At 72.6% G+C, this 15208-nt stretch carries 11 protein-coding genes; 5 read left to right on the top strand and 6 right to left on the bottom strand.

Going from position 1 to position 15208, the window contains the following annotated elements; all coding sequences use genetic code 11:
• Positions 1 to 210: 210 nt before the first annotated feature.
• From aroF to LX15_RS12835, 3 genes are all read right to left on the bottom strand, one after another.
• Positions 211 to 1275 carry a 3-deoxy-7-phosphoheptulonate synthase gene (aroF, locus tag LX15_RS12845; RefSeq protein ID WP_253669781.1) on the bottom strand — a complete coding sequence of 355 codons (1065 nt, stop codon included), beginning with the start codon at positions 1273 to 1275 and terminating at the stop codon, positions 211 to 213.
• Between the two features lie 213 nt (positions 1276 to 1488).
• Positions 1489 to 2298, bottom strand: coding sequence for a thioesterase II family protein (locus LX15_RS12840; RefSeq protein ID WP_253669780.1), 810 nt, complete (start codon positions 2296 to 2298; stop codon positions 1489 to 1491).
• On the bottom strand, positions 2295 to 3311 hold the full coding sequence (locus tag LX15_RS12835; protein WP_253669779.1) for a 4-aminobenzoate N-oxygenase: 1017 nt from the start codon (positions 3309 to 3311) through the stop codon (positions 2295 to 2297). The genes LX15_RS12840 and LX15_RS12835 overlap by 4 nt, the downstream gene beginning before the upstream one ends.
• Positions 3312 to 3633: 322 nt before the next feature.
• Between LX15_RS12835 and LX15_RS12830 the strand changes: the two genes are divergently transcribed.
• Entirely contained in the window at positions 3634 to 5178 is a 1545-nt protein-coding gene (locus tag LX15_RS12830; protein ID WP_253669778.1) for an AMP-binding protein, read from the top strand.
• Here the strand turns inward: LX15_RS12830 and LX15_RS12825 are convergent.
• The 3 genes from LX15_RS12825 to LX15_RS12815 form a co-directional block, all read right to left on the bottom strand.
• Positions 5145 to 8564: an ATP-binding protein gene (locus LX15_RS12825; RefSeq protein WP_253669777.1), complete on the bottom strand. Its 3420-nt coding sequence runs from the start codon at positions 8562 to 8564 to the stop codon at positions 5145 to 5147. The genes LX15_RS12830 and LX15_RS12825 overlap by 34 nt on opposite strands.
• A 901-nt stretch (positions 8565 to 9465) precedes the next feature.
• Entirely contained in the window at positions 9466 to 9753 is a 288-nt protein-coding gene (locus tag LX15_RS12820) for a hypothetical protein (protein ID WP_253669776.1), read from the bottom strand.
• Between the two features lie 47 nt (positions 9754 to 9800).
• Positions 9801 to 10238, bottom strand: coding sequence for an Imm1 family immunity protein (locus LX15_RS12815; protein WP_253669775.1), 438 nt, complete (start codon positions 10236 to 10238; stop codon positions 9801 to 9803).
• 982 nt (positions 10239 to 11220) lie between these two features.
• Between LX15_RS12815 and LX15_RS12810 the strand changes: the two genes are divergently transcribed.
• From LX15_RS12810 to LX15_RS12795, 4 genes are all read left to right on the top strand, one after another.
• Positions 11221 to 12222 (top strand): nuclear transport factor 2 family protein, encoded by a 1002-nt coding sequence (locus LX15_RS12810; protein ID WP_253669774.1) that lies wholly within the window; start codon positions 11221 to 11223, stop codon positions 12220 to 12222.
• A 645-nt stretch (positions 12223 to 12867) separates the two neighbouring features.
• On the top strand, positions 12868 to 14142 hold the full coding sequence (locus tag LX15_RS12805; protein WP_253669773.1) for an MFS transporter: 1275 nt from the start codon (positions 12868 to 12870) through the stop codon (positions 14140 to 14142).
• Positions 14139 to 14558 (top strand): nitroreductase family deazaflavin-dependent oxidoreductase, encoded by a 420-nt coding sequence (locus tag LX15_RS12800; protein WP_253669772.1) that lies wholly within the window; start codon positions 14139 to 14141, stop codon positions 14556 to 14558. The genes LX15_RS12805 and LX15_RS12800 overlap by 4 nt, the downstream gene beginning before the upstream one ends.
• Before the next feature lie 90 nt (positions 14559 to 14648).
• A complete protein-coding gene (locus LX15_RS12795; protein ID WP_253669771.1) occupies positions 14649 to 15005 on the top strand; it encodes a MerR family transcriptional regulator in 357 nt (118 codons plus the stop codon).
• Positions 15006 to 15208 lie beyond the last annotated feature (203 nt).

The following is a 15208-nucleotide window of genomic DNA, read 5'->3' as shown; positions in this document are numbered from 1 at the left end:
CGCCTCCCGCGCCTCGGCCAGCCGCCGGCGGAGCGACCGGCCGCCACCCTCGTTCAGCTCCATCATCGCTTCCTTCCTCGCAGGGGGCGGCCTCCGGACGGGCGGTGCTCCCGGCAACGACGTGCCGCACGCGGGTCCCGCACCGAGATCTCGGGCCGGCGTCGCGAACCGGGCGCGGCGCTCGCGCTTAGTCCACTGTGGACACCGGGGTTACGTCGCGGCCAGCGCGCGCCCCGCCTCCGGGGCCGGACGGTCGAGGCCGCGCAGGACGCGGCCGGTCCGGTGCACCAGCGCGCCGAACTCCTCCGGAGTGATCGCCTGCTTCCCGTCGCACCGCGCCGCGTCGGCGTCGTGGTGCACGTCGACCATCACGCCGTCCGCCCCGGCTGCCGCCGCGACGGCGGCCAACGGCTCCACCAGGTCGCTGCGCCCGCAGGCGTGGCTGGGGTCGACGACCACCGGGAGGTGACTGATCCGCTTCACCAGGGGCACCGCGCTGATGTCCAACGTGAACCGGGTCGCGTTCTCGAAGGTGCGGATGCCGCGCTCGCAGAGCACGACGTGGCCGTTGCCCGCCATCAGCAGGTATTCGGCGCTGTGCAGCCACTCCTCGACGGTGCACCCGAACCCCCGCTTGAGCAGGACGGGCAGGCCGGTGAGCGCCACCTCGCGGAGCAGCGCGAAGTTCTGGCCGTTCCGCGCGCCGATCTGGAGCACGTGCGCCACCTCGGCCACGGCCTCCACCCCCGCCACGTCGAGGACCTCGGTGACGACCGGGAGCCCGGTGGCCTCGGACGCCTCCCGCAGCATCCGCAGTCCCTCCCCACCCAGGCCCTGGAAGGCGTAGGGCGAGGTGCGGGGTTTGAAGGCCCCGCCCCGGAGCAGGTCGGCGCCGTGATCCCGCACCTCCCGCGCCAGGGTCATCAACTGGGTCTCGTCCTCCACCGCGCACGGACCGGCGATGACGGTGAACCCGCCGCCGCCCACACTCCGGTCGCCCGCCACCGGGACGACGCTCGGCTCACCGGTGGCCAGCAGGCTCGCCAGCGGCGGCGACTCGGTGCTGTCGACCACGGACTCGATCCCCGGGACGGCGCGCAACGCCTCGACGAACTCCTGACCGGCCGGGGACCCGGCGACGACGTCGGGGAACGTGACGAGCGTCCACCGGCCGACCCGGCAGCGGAACGAGCGGTGTCCCTGGCCGTCCCAGTGGGCGGCCAGCCGGTGCTGCTCGGCCAGCTCCACAGTGGACCGCATCCTGGCGACGATCATCGGGTCACCTTTCTCCAGCGGGTCGGCCGTTCTGGGTGCGCGCGCTCCCGGGTCCTCCCGGTCCTCCCGGTCCTCCCGGTCCTCCCGGTCCTCCCGGGTCCGACGTCGGGCGCCGCGCGGTGTTCGCGCGACGGGGTCCCGCCGGGGCGACACGCTGACGCGAGGCCGACGTCGGGCCGCCCCGCCAGGTCGGTCTCGGATCGCTCTAGGGCTCTACGGCCGGTGTTCGAGCGCGACGGCGAGGCGCCGGGCGACCAGGGTGGCGACCTCCCTGACGGCGGACTCCAGGAAGAAGTGCCCTCCCCGGAAGGTGTGGAGCGCGAAGTCGCCGGTGGTGTGCTCGGACCACGCCCTGGCCTCGTCGAGGGAGACGACGGGGTCGGCGTCCCCGACCAGGGTGAGGATCGGGCAGCCCACCATCCGCCCCGGCGCGCAGCGGTACCGCTCCACCGCCGTGTAGTCGCTGCGGATCACCGGGAGCACCATGCGCACGATCTCGTCGTCGTCGAGCAGCCGGGAGTGCGTCCCGCCGAGCCGGCGCAGTTCCGCGAGGATGTCCTCGTCGCCGCCCCTGTGCACGTTCTCCGGCCTGGTCCGGGACGGGGCGCGTCGCCCGGAGGCGACCAGCAGGACCGGCGGCCGGCCCCCGGCCTCCTCCAGCTTGCGGGCGACCTCGAAGGCGATCACCGCGCCCATGCTGTGGCCGAACAGCGCCAGGGGGCGGTCCGACCAGTCCCCCAGCACCGCGGCGATCTCGTCGGCGAACTCGCCGACGTCCTCGATGCGCCGCTCGTGCCGCCGTTCCTGCCGTCCGGGGTACTGCACGGCGAACACGTCCACGGCGGGCGGCATGGCCTGGGAGAGGGCGAAGAAGGAACTGGCCGACCCGCCCGCGTGCGGCAGGCACACCAGCCGCACCGCGTCCTCCGCCTCGCGCGCGTCAGCGTGCCCGGCAGCGGCATCCCTGTCAGCGGAATGGAAGCGGCGCACCCACCGGTCGCCGCGCTCCGCCTCCGGGCTCACTGGGCGAGCCCCACGCCCGGCGACCACTCGGGTCGCTCCGGGAAGTCGAAGTCGACCGCCTCGGCGATGCCGAGCTGCTCGACCATGCGCTGCGCGCCGGAGAAGTCGCGGACGAGGCGGTTGCCCGCGCTCATCGCGCGCAGGTCGCCCACGATCTCGTCGGCTCCCCTGACCCCCGCGGTGACCAGTTCCAGGCGCAACGCGGTGAGGTCCTGCTCGGCGAAGGCGTCCAGGGCCAGGGGCAGGCAGCGGACCAGGGTCCGCCGCTGCTCGGCGTTCATCCGCGCGTACAGCTCGCGGACGACCTCGATCACGATCGAGCCGTGCGCCGTCTCGTCCCGCAGGTGCAGGGTGGTGATCAGGGAGTGCATGGGCTGGATCGTGCGGTCCCTGGCCATCAGGGCCAGCAGGGCGTTGATGCAGGTCTCCGCGACCGCGCCCCACACCAGCACGGCGACGTCCCGCTCCCACCGCTCGGGCATCGTCGCCAGCACCTGGCGCAGCCGGCGGTAGGTGACCAGCTCGGGCTGGGCCGGTCGCTCCCGCACCCCGCGCAGCTCTCGGGTCCGGGAGATGGCCAGCATGTGCATGTAGGTGTGGAAGCTTTCGTCCACAATAGACTGTTGAATGCCCTGCCTGACCAGCGGGCTGTCGCTGCCGGGGAACACGCCGTGCATGATCAGCTCGAACGCCGGCTCGGCGATGAGCTGCTCCGTGGCGATCACGCGCTCGTTGTAGCCGATCCACATCCCGGTCAGGACCTTCTGCCGCTGCTCGGGGCTGGCCGCCAGGAAGCGCGGGTGCTCGGCGAACGGGACGATCTCCATCGGGTAGTCCGGGAGGAGCGGGTCGTAGTCGTTCGCCTGCTCCACGACCTCGGCCTTGGTGGTCACCGCCGCGCGCCGGGGCCAGGCCCTGACCAGCCTGCGCAGGGTGGCCCCGTCGATCCCGTCGCCGTCGACCCACCCGTTGGCGGCCCAGGTGCTCGCCGTCACCAGGTCCTCGTCTCGCATCGCCCCTCCGACCCGTGCTGCCCGCGCTGACCCACACTGACCCGCGCCGACCTCGACGTCGCGCCCTCGGTGGGCGTGGTCCTCGCTTCGGCCGCCATCGTCACCCGGCGCTCTTGGCGGTTTCTTGGACGCGACTTGGCGCCGGCTGATCGGGACTTCTCCGAGCGGGTCCCGCCGTGCCACTGTGGGACGGGCGGCACCGGCGCGACATCGAGGCCGTGCGGCCAGGACGGCGGTGGACGACGGCGGACCGGAGGTGTCCGTGACGCCACCAGACCGGCCAGCCCTCCCCTCTCCCGGTACCCCTGTCGGAGGTCGAAGCATGCTGGTTCCGCTCACCGTGGCCGACTTCCTCGACCGGGCCGAGGCGGTCGCCGCCGACCGCACGGCCGTCGTCGACGAGCCGCTCCAGCCGGCGACGCCGGTCCCCACCACCACCTACGGCCAGTTGCTGCGGCGGGTGCGGGCCTGGCAGGCCGGCCTGGACGCGCTGGGCGTCGGCGTGGGCGAACGCGTCGCCGTGGTCAGCCACAACTCGGCCCGGCTCCTGGAGCTGCTCTACGCCGTGCCCGCCAGCGGACGCGTCTGCGTCCCGGTGAACTTCCGGCTCCGCCCCGAGGAGATCTCCTACATCATCGACCACTGCGACGCCTCGGTCGTGCTGGTCGACCCCGAGCTGGAGACCCCGGCCGCCGCGCTCGGCGCGGCCGGCGGGCCGAAGCGGTTCGTCCTCGGCGAGCAGACCGACACCGAGGTCATGCGGTTCGACACCGAGCCCCGGCCGTGGTCATGCCCCGACGAGAACGCGACCGCGACCCTCAACTACACCTCGGGGACCTCCGCCCGCCCCAAGGGCGTCGCGTTGACCCACCGCAACATCTGGCTCAACGCCATGACCTTCGGCGTGCACGGGCGGATCTGGGAGGGCGACGTCTACCTGCACACCCTGCCCGCGTTCCACTGCAACGGCTGGGGCGTGCCGTTCCTGCTGGCCGGGTTGGGCGCCAAGCAGGTCATGCTGCGCCGGATCGACGGCACCGAGATCCTGCGCCGGGTCGCCGAGCACGGGGTGACGCTCGCGTTCGGGGCGCCCGCCGTGTGGGACGCGGTGCTCGCGGCGGCGCGGCGGTGGGAGGGGCCGATCCCCGGCTCGGGGCGGGTGCGCGTGGTGTGCGCCGGGGCTCCGGTCCGGGACGACCTCGTCGCCCGCGTCGAGAACGAGTTGGGCTGGGAGTTCCACCAGGTCTACGGCCTCACCGAGACCACCCTGCTGACGTTCAACCGGCGCCTGCCGGAAGGCCCCGCCGTGCCGGCCCCCGACACGGTCGGCGGGCTGACCAGGGCGGGAGGGCCGGCGCTGGGCGTGCGGCTGCGGGTGTCCTCGCGCGGCGAGGTCCTGGCGCGGTCGAACATGATGCTCGACCGCTACTGGCGGGACGAGGAGGCCAGCGCGAAGGCCCTGTCCTCCGGCTGGTTCCACACCGGCGACGTGGGCTCCCTGGACGACGAGGGCCACCTCGTCCTGTTCGACCGGATGAAGGACGTCATCGTCACCGGGGGCGAGAGCGTGTCCTCGGTCGAGGTGGAGGACTGCCTCCTCGGCCACCCCGCGGTGGCCGAGGCGGCGGTCATCGGCGTGCCGGACGACCGGTGGGGCGAGACCGTCAAGGCCGTGGTCGTCACCGCCGAGGGGGCGCGGGTGTCCGAGGCGGACCTCATCGCCCACTGCAAGCGGCGGCTGGCCGGCTACAAGGCGCCCACCTCGGTGGACTTCCGGGCGACGCTGCCCAGGACCAGCAACGGCAAGGTGCAGAAGTACCGACTGCGGGAGCCCTACTGGGTCAACCAGGACCGGCGCATCAACTGAGAGGCCGGGTCCGTCCCGGCCGTGGCTGTCATGTCCGTCGTGAAAGTGTCCGTCGTGAAAGTGTCTGTCGTGACCATGTCTGTCGTGGCATGCGCGTCGGCGGTGCGGGCCGTGCCGGCCGTGCCGGTCCTGTCGGTCGTGCCGGTCGTGTAGGCCGTGCCGGTCGTGTCGTTCTCGGGGAGGTGCGCGGCGAGGTCGACGTGCTGTGCCCGCTCGCGCAGCTCCCGGAACGGGAACCGGGGGTGGAGGTAGACGTGGAGCCCGTGGTGGTGGATCTCCGCCAGCGCCCGGCGCACGCTGTCCCGCGACCCGCGCCGGTCGCCGGCGCGGTCCTGCACGTCGGCGAGGTACAGCAGGTGCAACGGGAGGTACAGGAACGCCTTGTGCCACCGGAGTTCCTCGACCGACGAGCGGAGGTGGGCCAGCCCCCTGGTGACGTCGCCGGCCCTGGCCACCGCCCAGCCGTAGGGACCCCGGATCATGGCCTGCCAGAAGGACGAGCGGTGCTCCGACGCGTGGCGCAGACCCTCCGCGCCGGCCAGCAGGGCCTGGTCCGCCTCACCGGCGAAGGCGGCCAGCACCGCGTCGACGTAGGTGGCCGCCATCCGGTCGACGGGTGTGTGCGGCGCGGACTCGGCCATCGTGATGGGCCGGACCCTGGCCATGGCCTCCCTGTCGTCGAGCAGCCACCGGGCGAGGGCCTCGAAGGACCGGCAGCTCACCCGGGGGTCGGACCAGTGGAAGACCTTCATGAGGCGAGGGCCGCTGCTGCTGGCGTGCAGCCGGTCCACCAGGCCCGTCGCCCAGCTCAGCTCGTTGACCGCGACGTCGGCCTCGCCGCGCAGGTAGGCGACGACGCCCTTGGCGTAGGCGGCGCCCACCAGGGCCACGGTGTCCCCGGTCGCGCACCCCTGGTCCAGCAGCATCTGGGCCATGCCGGCCGCGCTGGCCAGCCGCCCCGAGGTGAAGTAGAGCGTGCACAGTCCCATGAGGACGGTGGCGGGCACGGCGCGGCGGTGCTTCTCGCAGATCTCCAGCGCCGCGGCGAAGGCGCTCTCCGCCTCGGCGGAGGACAGCCCGCGCCCGGTGATCGCGATGTGGCCGAGCTGGTCGAGCAGGTCGACCTGCCGGGCATGGGCGTCGTCGTCGGGCGGGAGCTGACGGGCCAGCTCCAGCGAGCGACGCGTCCAGGTCTCGGCCCGCTCGTAGTCCAGCCGCTGGGCGCAGTGGCGCGCGGCGCGGGAGGTCTGGGCCAGGGCTTCCTCGACGTCCACGACGGCCCGCGCCTCCCACAGGTGGTGGGCCACCCGCTCGACGTCCGCGCCGACGCCCACCTCGTGGGCGGCGAGGAAGGACCCGAGCCTGGCGTGCAGGCGGGCCCTGTCGACGCGGTTGAGGTCGCCGTAGAGGACCTGCCGAATCCTGGGGTGGGCGAAGCGGTAGCGGCACCGCTCGTGGTGGTCCTCGACGAGCAGGCCGGAGGCCACCGCGAGGTCGAGGTGGTGCAGGGTGTCCTCGCCGAGCCCGCCGACCTCCCTGATCACGGCCGCGTCGACGTCGTCGCCCACCACGGCGCAGGCCAGCAGGAGGTCCCTGGTGCGGGGGCCCAGGCGTCCCGTCCACCAGCGGAGGATCTCCCTGACCCCGCCGGGGACCCCGCCGCCGGGGATGCCGGCGGCCGGCGGCGGCTCCCTGACCGTCTCCAGGAACTCCACGAGCTGCCCGACGTCGGCGGGGTGCCCTCCGGTGAGCACCCCCAGCGCGGACCCGATCGGCTCGGCCAGCTCGTCGCCGACCACGCCCGCCGCGAACTCGCGCAACGCGGCCGTGGTGATCGGGCGCAGGTGGATCACCTCGGCCGCGGTCCCCGACGGCAGCGGCGCCCGGACCGACGGCGCGACGTCGGCGCGCGGCCCTGCCGGGGACCGTTCGGTCACCACCACCAGCAGGGGCGTCGTCGACAGCACGGGCGCGAGGCGGTCCAGCAGGTCCCTGGTGGGCCGGTCGGCGGCGCGGCCGTCCTCCAGGATGATCACGAGTGGTCGCCGCCGCGCGAGGAACTGGATCAGTTGGCACACCACCTCGTGCCGGGGGACGGAGCCGCCCTCGGCCCCGTCGTGCGCGTGGCCGTGCGCCGGCGGCACCGGTGGTTCGGCCCACAGCTCGGCGGACAGCGCGGCGAGTTCGGGGCGCACCCGGTCGCGGAACTCCTGGACGGCGGGGGCGCGCGTCCGACAGAGGTGGCGCAGGATCTCCATCCACACGGGACGACGCCGTTCGCCGTCGGCCCGGCGGCACGACCCCCAGACCACCTCGACGTCGACGCCGGCGTCGGCGAGGGCGCGCTCCCACTCCTGGAGCAGCCTGGTCTTCCCGACACCCGCCGCGCCCCTGACCACGACCAGGCGACCTCTCCCCTCCCGCGCCGCGCGCGCGTGTCCTTCCAGGATCGCGAGTTCGTCTCCCCGTTCCAGCAGGCGGGAGCGGACCGGCGCGGCGCTCCTGACGTCCTCCTCGCGTCCCTCGCGCCCCTCGCGCCGGAGGTGGTCCCGCGCTCGCGGTCGCGAACCCGTCCCAGCCACGACCTCCGACGTCGACGCCGGCGGTGGCACTGGTTCGTTGCGGAGGATCGCGTCGAAGAGCCCGCGCAGTTCGGGGCCGGGATCCACGCCCAGCTCCCTGGCCAGCGCCCTGCGGGTGCGGTCGTACACCTTCAGCGCGTCCGCGGGGCGGCCCGCGTGGCGCAGCGCGCGCATCAGGAGCGCGTTCAGGCGCTCCCTCGTGGGGCACCGGGCGCTGAGCGCCTCCAGTTCCGCGGCCACGGTCGCCGGGTCGCGCCCCCACGCGAGTTCCGCCTCGCAGCGGCTCTCCCACGCCACCAGGCGCAACTCCTCCAGGCGCGTGGCCTCCCGCCCCGCGGGCTCGTAGTCGCCGACCTCGGCGTAGGGACTGCCCCTCCAGAGCGCCAGGCACCGCTCCAACACGCGGCTGGCCTCGGCGTGCCGACCGTCGAGGAGGAGGCTCCGCCCCTCCCGTAACAACGCCTCGAAGCGGCAGACGTCCACCTGCTCGGGCTCCACCGCCAGCACGTAACCCAGCGGCTCCCGACGGAGCACCCGGTTGCGTTCCCTCGGCGGCCGGTGCGGCTCCAGGTGCCGGCGCAGGTTCGAGAGGTAGCTGTGGAGGCTGGCCACCCCGCCGGAGGGCGAACCGCCCGGCCAGACGGCCTCGGTGAGCTGTTCGGCGGTCACCACCCGCCCCGGGGACAGCAGCAGGGCGGACAGGACGGCGCGCTGCCGGGCCGGCCCCAACCGCAGGGTCCCCCTGGGGGACGAGACCACGAGCGGACCGAGGACGTTGAAGCGCAGGTCGACCGACGACGTCACAGGCAACCCCTCCCGGTTCCGGTTTCCCCTCCCCGTCACGTCCGCCGGAAATGGACGAAACGGACGTGGGACCACGAGGTCCGGCGACCAGAATCCGCGCCATCGCGGAAACGTGTCGGGGACCTGCCGGCGCGACGGCGCGTGGAGAGGAGGACCGTCATTCACTGTGCGACGAGTACTTTATCGACTTCCCTTTGACGTGATCGCCTCACCCGGCCCAGGGCACCACTCCCCTCGGGCCGTTCAGGGAACCGCCCGACGCGTCGGTTCGGCCGATCCCCGTCGTCGACGGTGACGGGCGCCGACGGGGAACACCTGCTCCCGGGCCGGACGACCGGGGCGGCGAAACACCTCCCGACGCTAGCGATTTCCCCGGCGGGACACCAGCAATTCTGTCAACCGCCCCGCGCGCGCCCCTCCCGCTCCACCGGCCGTGTCCTGTCGTCAGGGGCGCCACCACAGCGGTCACCGTAGGCGTCGCGCACGACGTCGGCCGAACACGTCAACCACCTCTGCCCCTTTCGCCGTCAACGTTGCACGCCCAGCCACCGGAATTCGGTGGGCGGATCACCGCGAGAGCTCTCGACAGGGCACGAATGGACGCGGTTACGACAATCAAGTCGCCGGACAAAAAATCACCCTTTCGAGGGATCATCCCCGCGCGCCGACGAGACTCCGCACGCCCCATTCGCGCCGGCTCCGGCACCTGTCCGGATCTCCCGCGCGACGGCTCACGGAGCGGGCGGTGAACCGCCTGCCCCGCGCACGGTCGAGGGGTTCGGCGACACCGCCGCGGGGCCGGTCTGCCTTCCGCGCCACCTCGGCCAGGTCCGCGCGCGGCGGGCCGACCTGTTCCCGTGCGCCGACCGCGACCACCGGATGTGACGGAAGGGAGCCGAAGTCAGGCCTTGCGGACGATGCCGGTGTACCCGGCGACGAACAGGGTCGCGAATGCCCAGCCGAGAACCTGGAGTAGATGGGCGACGGCCAGGTGCCACTGCCCCGGCGCGCTGGCCGTGGTGATCTCGCAGCGTTGCCGGCCGCCAGTGCCCACCAGCGGAACGGCGATGTCGGCCGCCAGTCTGATCTGCTCGACCACGGAGCACGGACCACCTCCGGCGCCGGCCGGCCGGGTGGTGAGGCCGTGCTGCCCCGCGGAGAACGTCAGCACCACAGCCAGTCCGAGCACGACGAGCAGACACACCAACGCCCGCCAGGGCCGGTGGCCGTACCCGATCAGGAGACCACTTGTGGGCGCGCCCAGGACATCGCCATCGGCTGCCACCCCAGGCAGCTCGGCCGCCCACCCCCGTTCGTCAGGAACTCGATCAGCGCCTGCCTGACCAAGGCCAGCCGAACCTGGGCGTTGGCGGGAAGCTCCCGGTTGTGGCCGCAGTAGTAGTACGTCACCTCGCCGGACACGGGCTCGCCAAGACTGTGGAACCCGCCCAACGGGCCGGAATATGACACGACACCCACATCACCGTGCACCCCGACGTGCATGTACTCGAACCCGGTCGACCCGGCGACGACGACCTGCGCCATGACCGGCCACCGATCCGCATACGCCGCGCGCATCCGCTCCAACACCTCACCGGCCTGCTCCGGGGTCGAGACGACCACAGGCTCGTCGTCGTGCTCGAACTCGTAGTAGACCTCTAGCTGATGCGCCACGGCGGCCTCCGCGACACAGCAACGCAGTGAAGAGTGTCAGGGGAGGCTGCCGCGATGATCCACGACTTCCCCAGAGATCTACGGTCGACGCGGCGCCGCTGGTGCCCACCTACATCAACGAGCTGCCCCAGCACCGGGACGAAATACCAAGGCGAACTTCAGGGCACCTCAGGGGCACCGCGCCCACCTCACGACGAGGCCCGCCCTGCCCGCGCCCCACACCTCTCCAAGGACAGCCCCCACCCGCCCTGGGGGGGCGAGCCCTGCTCCAGCCTACCGCCGCACCACCCCGGGCACAGGGCCGCGCCAGTCTCCTGTGGACAACTCCGACGCCTGTGGACAACCCTGTCCCCCAACACGGCGAAAGGGTTGACAGGACCCAGAAAACACTCACCAGAACCCGGGCCCGCAGTCACTCCCCCAGTAGACAGCCCCCACCCGCCCTGGGGGGGCGAGCCCCGCTCCAGCCTATCGGCTCCGCCCACCGCCCGGCGGAGGAAGCTCCTGCCCTGTGGAGGAATTCGGGTGACTGTGGACAACTCCGCCTCGGCGCACCGGCCGCCCCGACCCCGAGCGAACCGCCAGCGCAGCCCCCACCCGGCCACCTCGAACCGATCCCGGTCCGACAAAGGGAAAACAAGACCAACGACGGCAGGAGAACACCAAGGGGTTCGCGTCTCGTGTCCACGTCGTCACCCAACGCATCGAACGGTGGTCGCTGGGCGAAATGCGACGCGATGAACTTCCAGGCGAGGCAGGAAGCCAGGCAGGAGGAGGGCAGGGACAGCTCGACACCCCGCCTGACCAGGCATTTCTCCGTCATGACGTGCCCGGTCGCGGGGCGCGGCACCGCGACAGAGGCCTCCGCGCCGCGGTTCGCGCGGAAGACTCATTACCTCCCGGGTAATTGTCGGCGGTCGAACCGGCTGAAAGTCTCATGGCAACACCGAAACGGAACGGACAAGCCGGAAAGGACGTCGCCGTGAGGAAGCAGCTCGCATTCCTGGGTCTGGCCGCCACGCTGTCGCTGGGCGCGGTGGGCGGTCCCGCCGTCGCCGAGGCCGCGCCGAGCGCCGCCAGCACCTGCCCCGCGGTCGCCAAGGTCGCGAAGGTCGAGGGCTGGGTCTCGCCCAACGCCTGCGCCTTCATCACCCGGCAGGTGGAGTTCGGCAGCATGAAGACCCTGCCGGACCCGCAGAAGCGGGTGGACGTCTACGGGGACATCTTCGCCCAGGACGCCACGCTCTGGGAGCCCGCGGAGCCGGGGAAGATGGTGCGGGGCGTGGACGACATCAAGGCGTCGATCAGCGCGACGCTGAAGCTCCTGCCCGACTTCCAGTTCACCGGCGAGCGGGTCTCCGTCGACGGCCCGGTGGTCATGTTCGGTGCCACCAACACGGTGACCGTCAAGGGCCACGCGATCACCTACCCCGCGATCTACCGGGTGGTGCTCACCGACGGCGGCAAGGTCGTGCAGGGCAGGCGGTACTACGACCGGTCGCGGTGGTTCGCCCCGCTCGACCCGAGCCTGCCGAAGGTGTTCGACGGCATCTCGGACTCCGGCCCGACCCCGGCCGCGAGCAAGGCGCCCACCCTGGACGAGATCATGGCTCGCGGTCGCGCGTGGAACCGGGGCGACGTCGACGCGCTGGTCGGCCCGACGGGTGGCGCGCCGCTGTCCGCCCCGGGGTTGGGCGACCGGGGCGTGCGAACGACGCAGGCCAAGCGCGCCTACCTGAACCGGTTCTTCGAGACGGCCAAGGACGTCCGTCTGGAGCTGGGTCAGGTGGTCCGCCAGAACGACTCCACGCTCGTGGAGTGGTACGGCACGGTGCGGGCCCAGGGCCGCGACGTGAGCTTCGGCATCATCGAGCGCATCGGGCACGCCCGTGGTCGCACCACGCAGTGGGAGCTGTCCTTCGACACGCTGCCGCTGGTGGCCGACAACCAGAAGATCAAGGATTTGTACGGCCTGCTGCGCTGACGCGTCAACCGACAGGCTGCCCTCGACGGAGCAGGACGTCGACAACCGAAGTGGGACGGGAGCGCGGGTCGCGGCCGACAGGTCGCGACCCGCGCCCCTTTCCCAACAGAACCGGGGAAGAAAACACGATCTGTCCTAAAAGGACAGATCAGCGCCGACGAGCCTCCCACCTCGGGGTTGCGCTCGATCTTGTCCCGGAGTCGGGAGAGACCGTTGTGGGAGACCAGCCACTTCCGGTAGTCCTCGGCCGCGGCGACCGGAGTGGCCTCGGGGCGATGTCGGCCGGCTCTCCAGGGCTGGACGCGTGGCTCATCGGACCGAACACCCATGGAGGTGACGCTGCTCGGGCAGAACGTCAACTCCTACGGCGTGGAACCGGGTGCGGCGGCCAGGCCGGGGGAACCGCCGGGGTCCGGGTGACCGGGGGACGACGTGGTGGTCCCCGTGGACGGCGGGGAGGCCGTGGTGCGCCTCCGGTCGCGCGCCGTGAGCGCTCGGACAGGTTCGCGATCTCCGGATTGCGGCGCACCACGACGTGCGAACACGAGCCCTCACGCGACTGTCCATTGACGACACACCTCGCCACCACCGGGAGCGCGACGCCGGCTTGACCTTGACGCCGGCGTGAAGGTCGACGATGACGCCATGGACGTCTCCCCTCCCACCACGGCTCCGCCCACGCGAGGCCACACCTGGGCGCTGACGGTGCTGACGCTGTGCGCGTTCCTGCTCGGCACCGGCGAGATCATGATCGCCGGACTGCTGCCGGAGATCGCGGAGGACGCCGGCGTGAGCCTGTCCACCGCCGGCCTCCTGGTCAGCATCTCCGCGATCACCATCGTCGTGGGCGGGCCGGTGCTGGCCATGACCACCGCCCGGGTGCGCCGGCGACGGTTGATCGCCGTCCTCCTGATGACGTTCGCGCTGGGCAACGCCCTGTCGGCGCTGACGTCCTCCTTCGCGGTCATCGCGTTCGGCCGCGTCCTCTCGGCGCTGCCGCACGCGGCGCTGCTGCCGTTGTTCCTGGGCCTGGTCGCCGACATCGTGCCGCCGGCGCGACGGGGCACGGCGGTGGGCATGGTGTCGCTGGGGCTGAGCCTCTCCATGATCATCGGCCTTCCGCTGGGCGCCGCGCTCGGCCAGTGGCTGTCCTGGCGGGCGACGTTCGCGGCCGTGGGCCTGCTCGCGCTCGTCGCGGCAGGGCCGATGCTCGCCCTGGTGCGCGGGCCGCACGACACCCCGGCCGCCGACGGCGGGTCCGGGCGTCTGGCGGAACTCCGGGTGCTCGGCCAACGCCGCGTCCAGACCGTCGTCGCGGTGACCATCCTGAGCGCGGCGGCCACCTTCACCGCCTACACCTATGTCACGCCGCTGCTCAGGGACGCGGTCGGCTTCGATCCGTCCACCGTCACCCTCCTCCTGCTGCTGTTCGGGATCGGCGGCACGGTCGGCAACGTCGTCGGCGGCAGGCTGGCCGACCGCTCGGTGACGCGCGCGGTCTGCCTCGGGGTTCTCGCCTTGACCGTCACCCTGCCGCTGTTGGGCGCGGCCGTTCCCGTCCCGCCGGTGGCCGTCGGGTTCCTCTTCCTCTTCGGCGCCGCCTACTACGCGGTGATCCCCGCGGTGAACACCCGCATGCTCGACGTGGCCTCGGCGCGGGCCAGGACCCTGGCGCTGACGATGCAGAGTTCCGCCTTCAACCTCGGTGTCGCCGTGGGCGGCTGGCTGGGCGGACAGGTCCTCGCCGGTGGCCTTCCCCTGCGCTGGTTGCCGGTCGTCGGCGGGCTCGTCGCGGCGGTCGCCCTGGTGATCGCCGTGGCCGAGCACCGGGGCGAACGCCGACGGCGGACCGACCCGGCAGGTTCCGACCAGGAGAGCACCGCGCCCGAGGGCCGGACCGTGAGCGAGGTGGCGGCGTGAACGAGACCAACCAGAGGGTGATCGAGGAGTTCCGGGCCAACGGGGGCGTCGTGGGCGGGCCGTTCGCCGGGCAGCCGCTGCTCCTGCTGACCACGACCGGAGCCAGGACCGGCCTGGCCCGCACGACCCCGGCCGTCTACCTGGCCGACGGCCCGGACCGACTGGTCGTGTTCGCGTCCAACGGCGGCTCTCCGACCCCGCCGGCCTGGTACCACAACCTCCTCGCCCACCCCGAGGCCGTGGTCGAGATCTCCACCCGGGTCCACCGGGTGCGCGCCACCGAGGCCACGGGCGCGGAGCGGGACCGGCTCTGGGCACGCCAGGTGGCCGCCGACCCGCGGTTCGCCACCTTCCAGGCCCGGACCTCCCGCCGCATCCCGGTGATGGTGCTCACGGTGCTCGACCCACGGCCGTGATCCCGGCGTCGACGGAGCACGGGCTTGACCTTGACGTCAACGGAAAGGTCTACCCTCCGGCGGGACCGCGCCGACCAGGAGGGAACACTCATGCGGATCGGGGAACTCGCCCGCGTGACCGGCACCACGACCAGGGCGTTGCGCTACTACGAGGAGCAGGGGCTGCTCCAGCCCGCCAGGACCGCGAACGGGTACCGCGCCTACGACGCGAACGCCGTCCGCGTCGTGGAGAACATCCGGCTGTTCATGGCCGCCGGGCTCACCACCGACGACCTGCGCCTGCTCAACGGCTGCCTGCGGGCCGAGCCGGTCGGCCCCCACTCGTGCTCCGATCCCACACCCAAGATCGAGGTCTTCGAGCAGCGCCTGGCCGTGCTCCAACAACGGATCGACGAGCTGGTCGCCGTGCGCGACCAGCTCGTCGGCCGGCTGTCGGAACTCCGTTGACCGCCTGACCGGCGCGGGAGCACGGACCGAGCCGCATCCACACCCCGGCCGCACGCCGCCGCGGGTCAGGGGCCACGCCTCCGATCCGATATGGACGCTTCAAAGTGGATGGATCGATGTGGAGGGTCCGCGCGGCTCCGTCAGCACTGTGCGGTGACGCCCGAAATCAGCTCGTCCCGGGTGGGAAGGAGTCCCGTCGGTCA

The organism is Streptoalloteichus tenebrarius, from assembly GCF_024171885.1.
GTDB lineage: Bacteria > Actinomycetota > Actinomycetes > Mycobacteriales > Pseudonocardiaceae > Streptoalloteichus > Streptoalloteichus tenebrarius.
This window is presented reverse-complemented; position numbering and strand designations above follow the sequence as displayed.

Excerpts from the sequence above, each read along its gene's own strand:
- aroF (WP_253669781.1), bottom strand. The coding sequence starts at position 1,275 with ATGATCGTCGCCAGGATGCGGTCCACTGTGGAGCTGGCCGAGCAGCAC.
- LX15_RS12835 (WP_253669779.1), bottom strand. The coding sequence starts at position 3,311 with ATGCGAGACGAGGACCTGGTGACGGCGAGCACCTGGGCCGCCAACGGG.
- LX15_RS12830 (WP_253669778.1), top strand. The coding sequence starts at position 3,634 with ATGCTGGTTCCGCTCACCGTGGCCGACTTCCTCGACCGGGCCGAGGCG.
- LX15_RS12805 (WP_253669773.1), top strand. The coding sequence starts at position 12,868 with ATGGACGTCTCCCCTCCCACCACGGCTCCGCCCACGCGAGGCCACACC.
- LX15_RS12795 (WP_253669771.1), top strand. The coding sequence starts at position 14,649 with ATGCGGATCGGGGAACTCGCCCGCGTGACCGGCACCACGACCAGGGCG.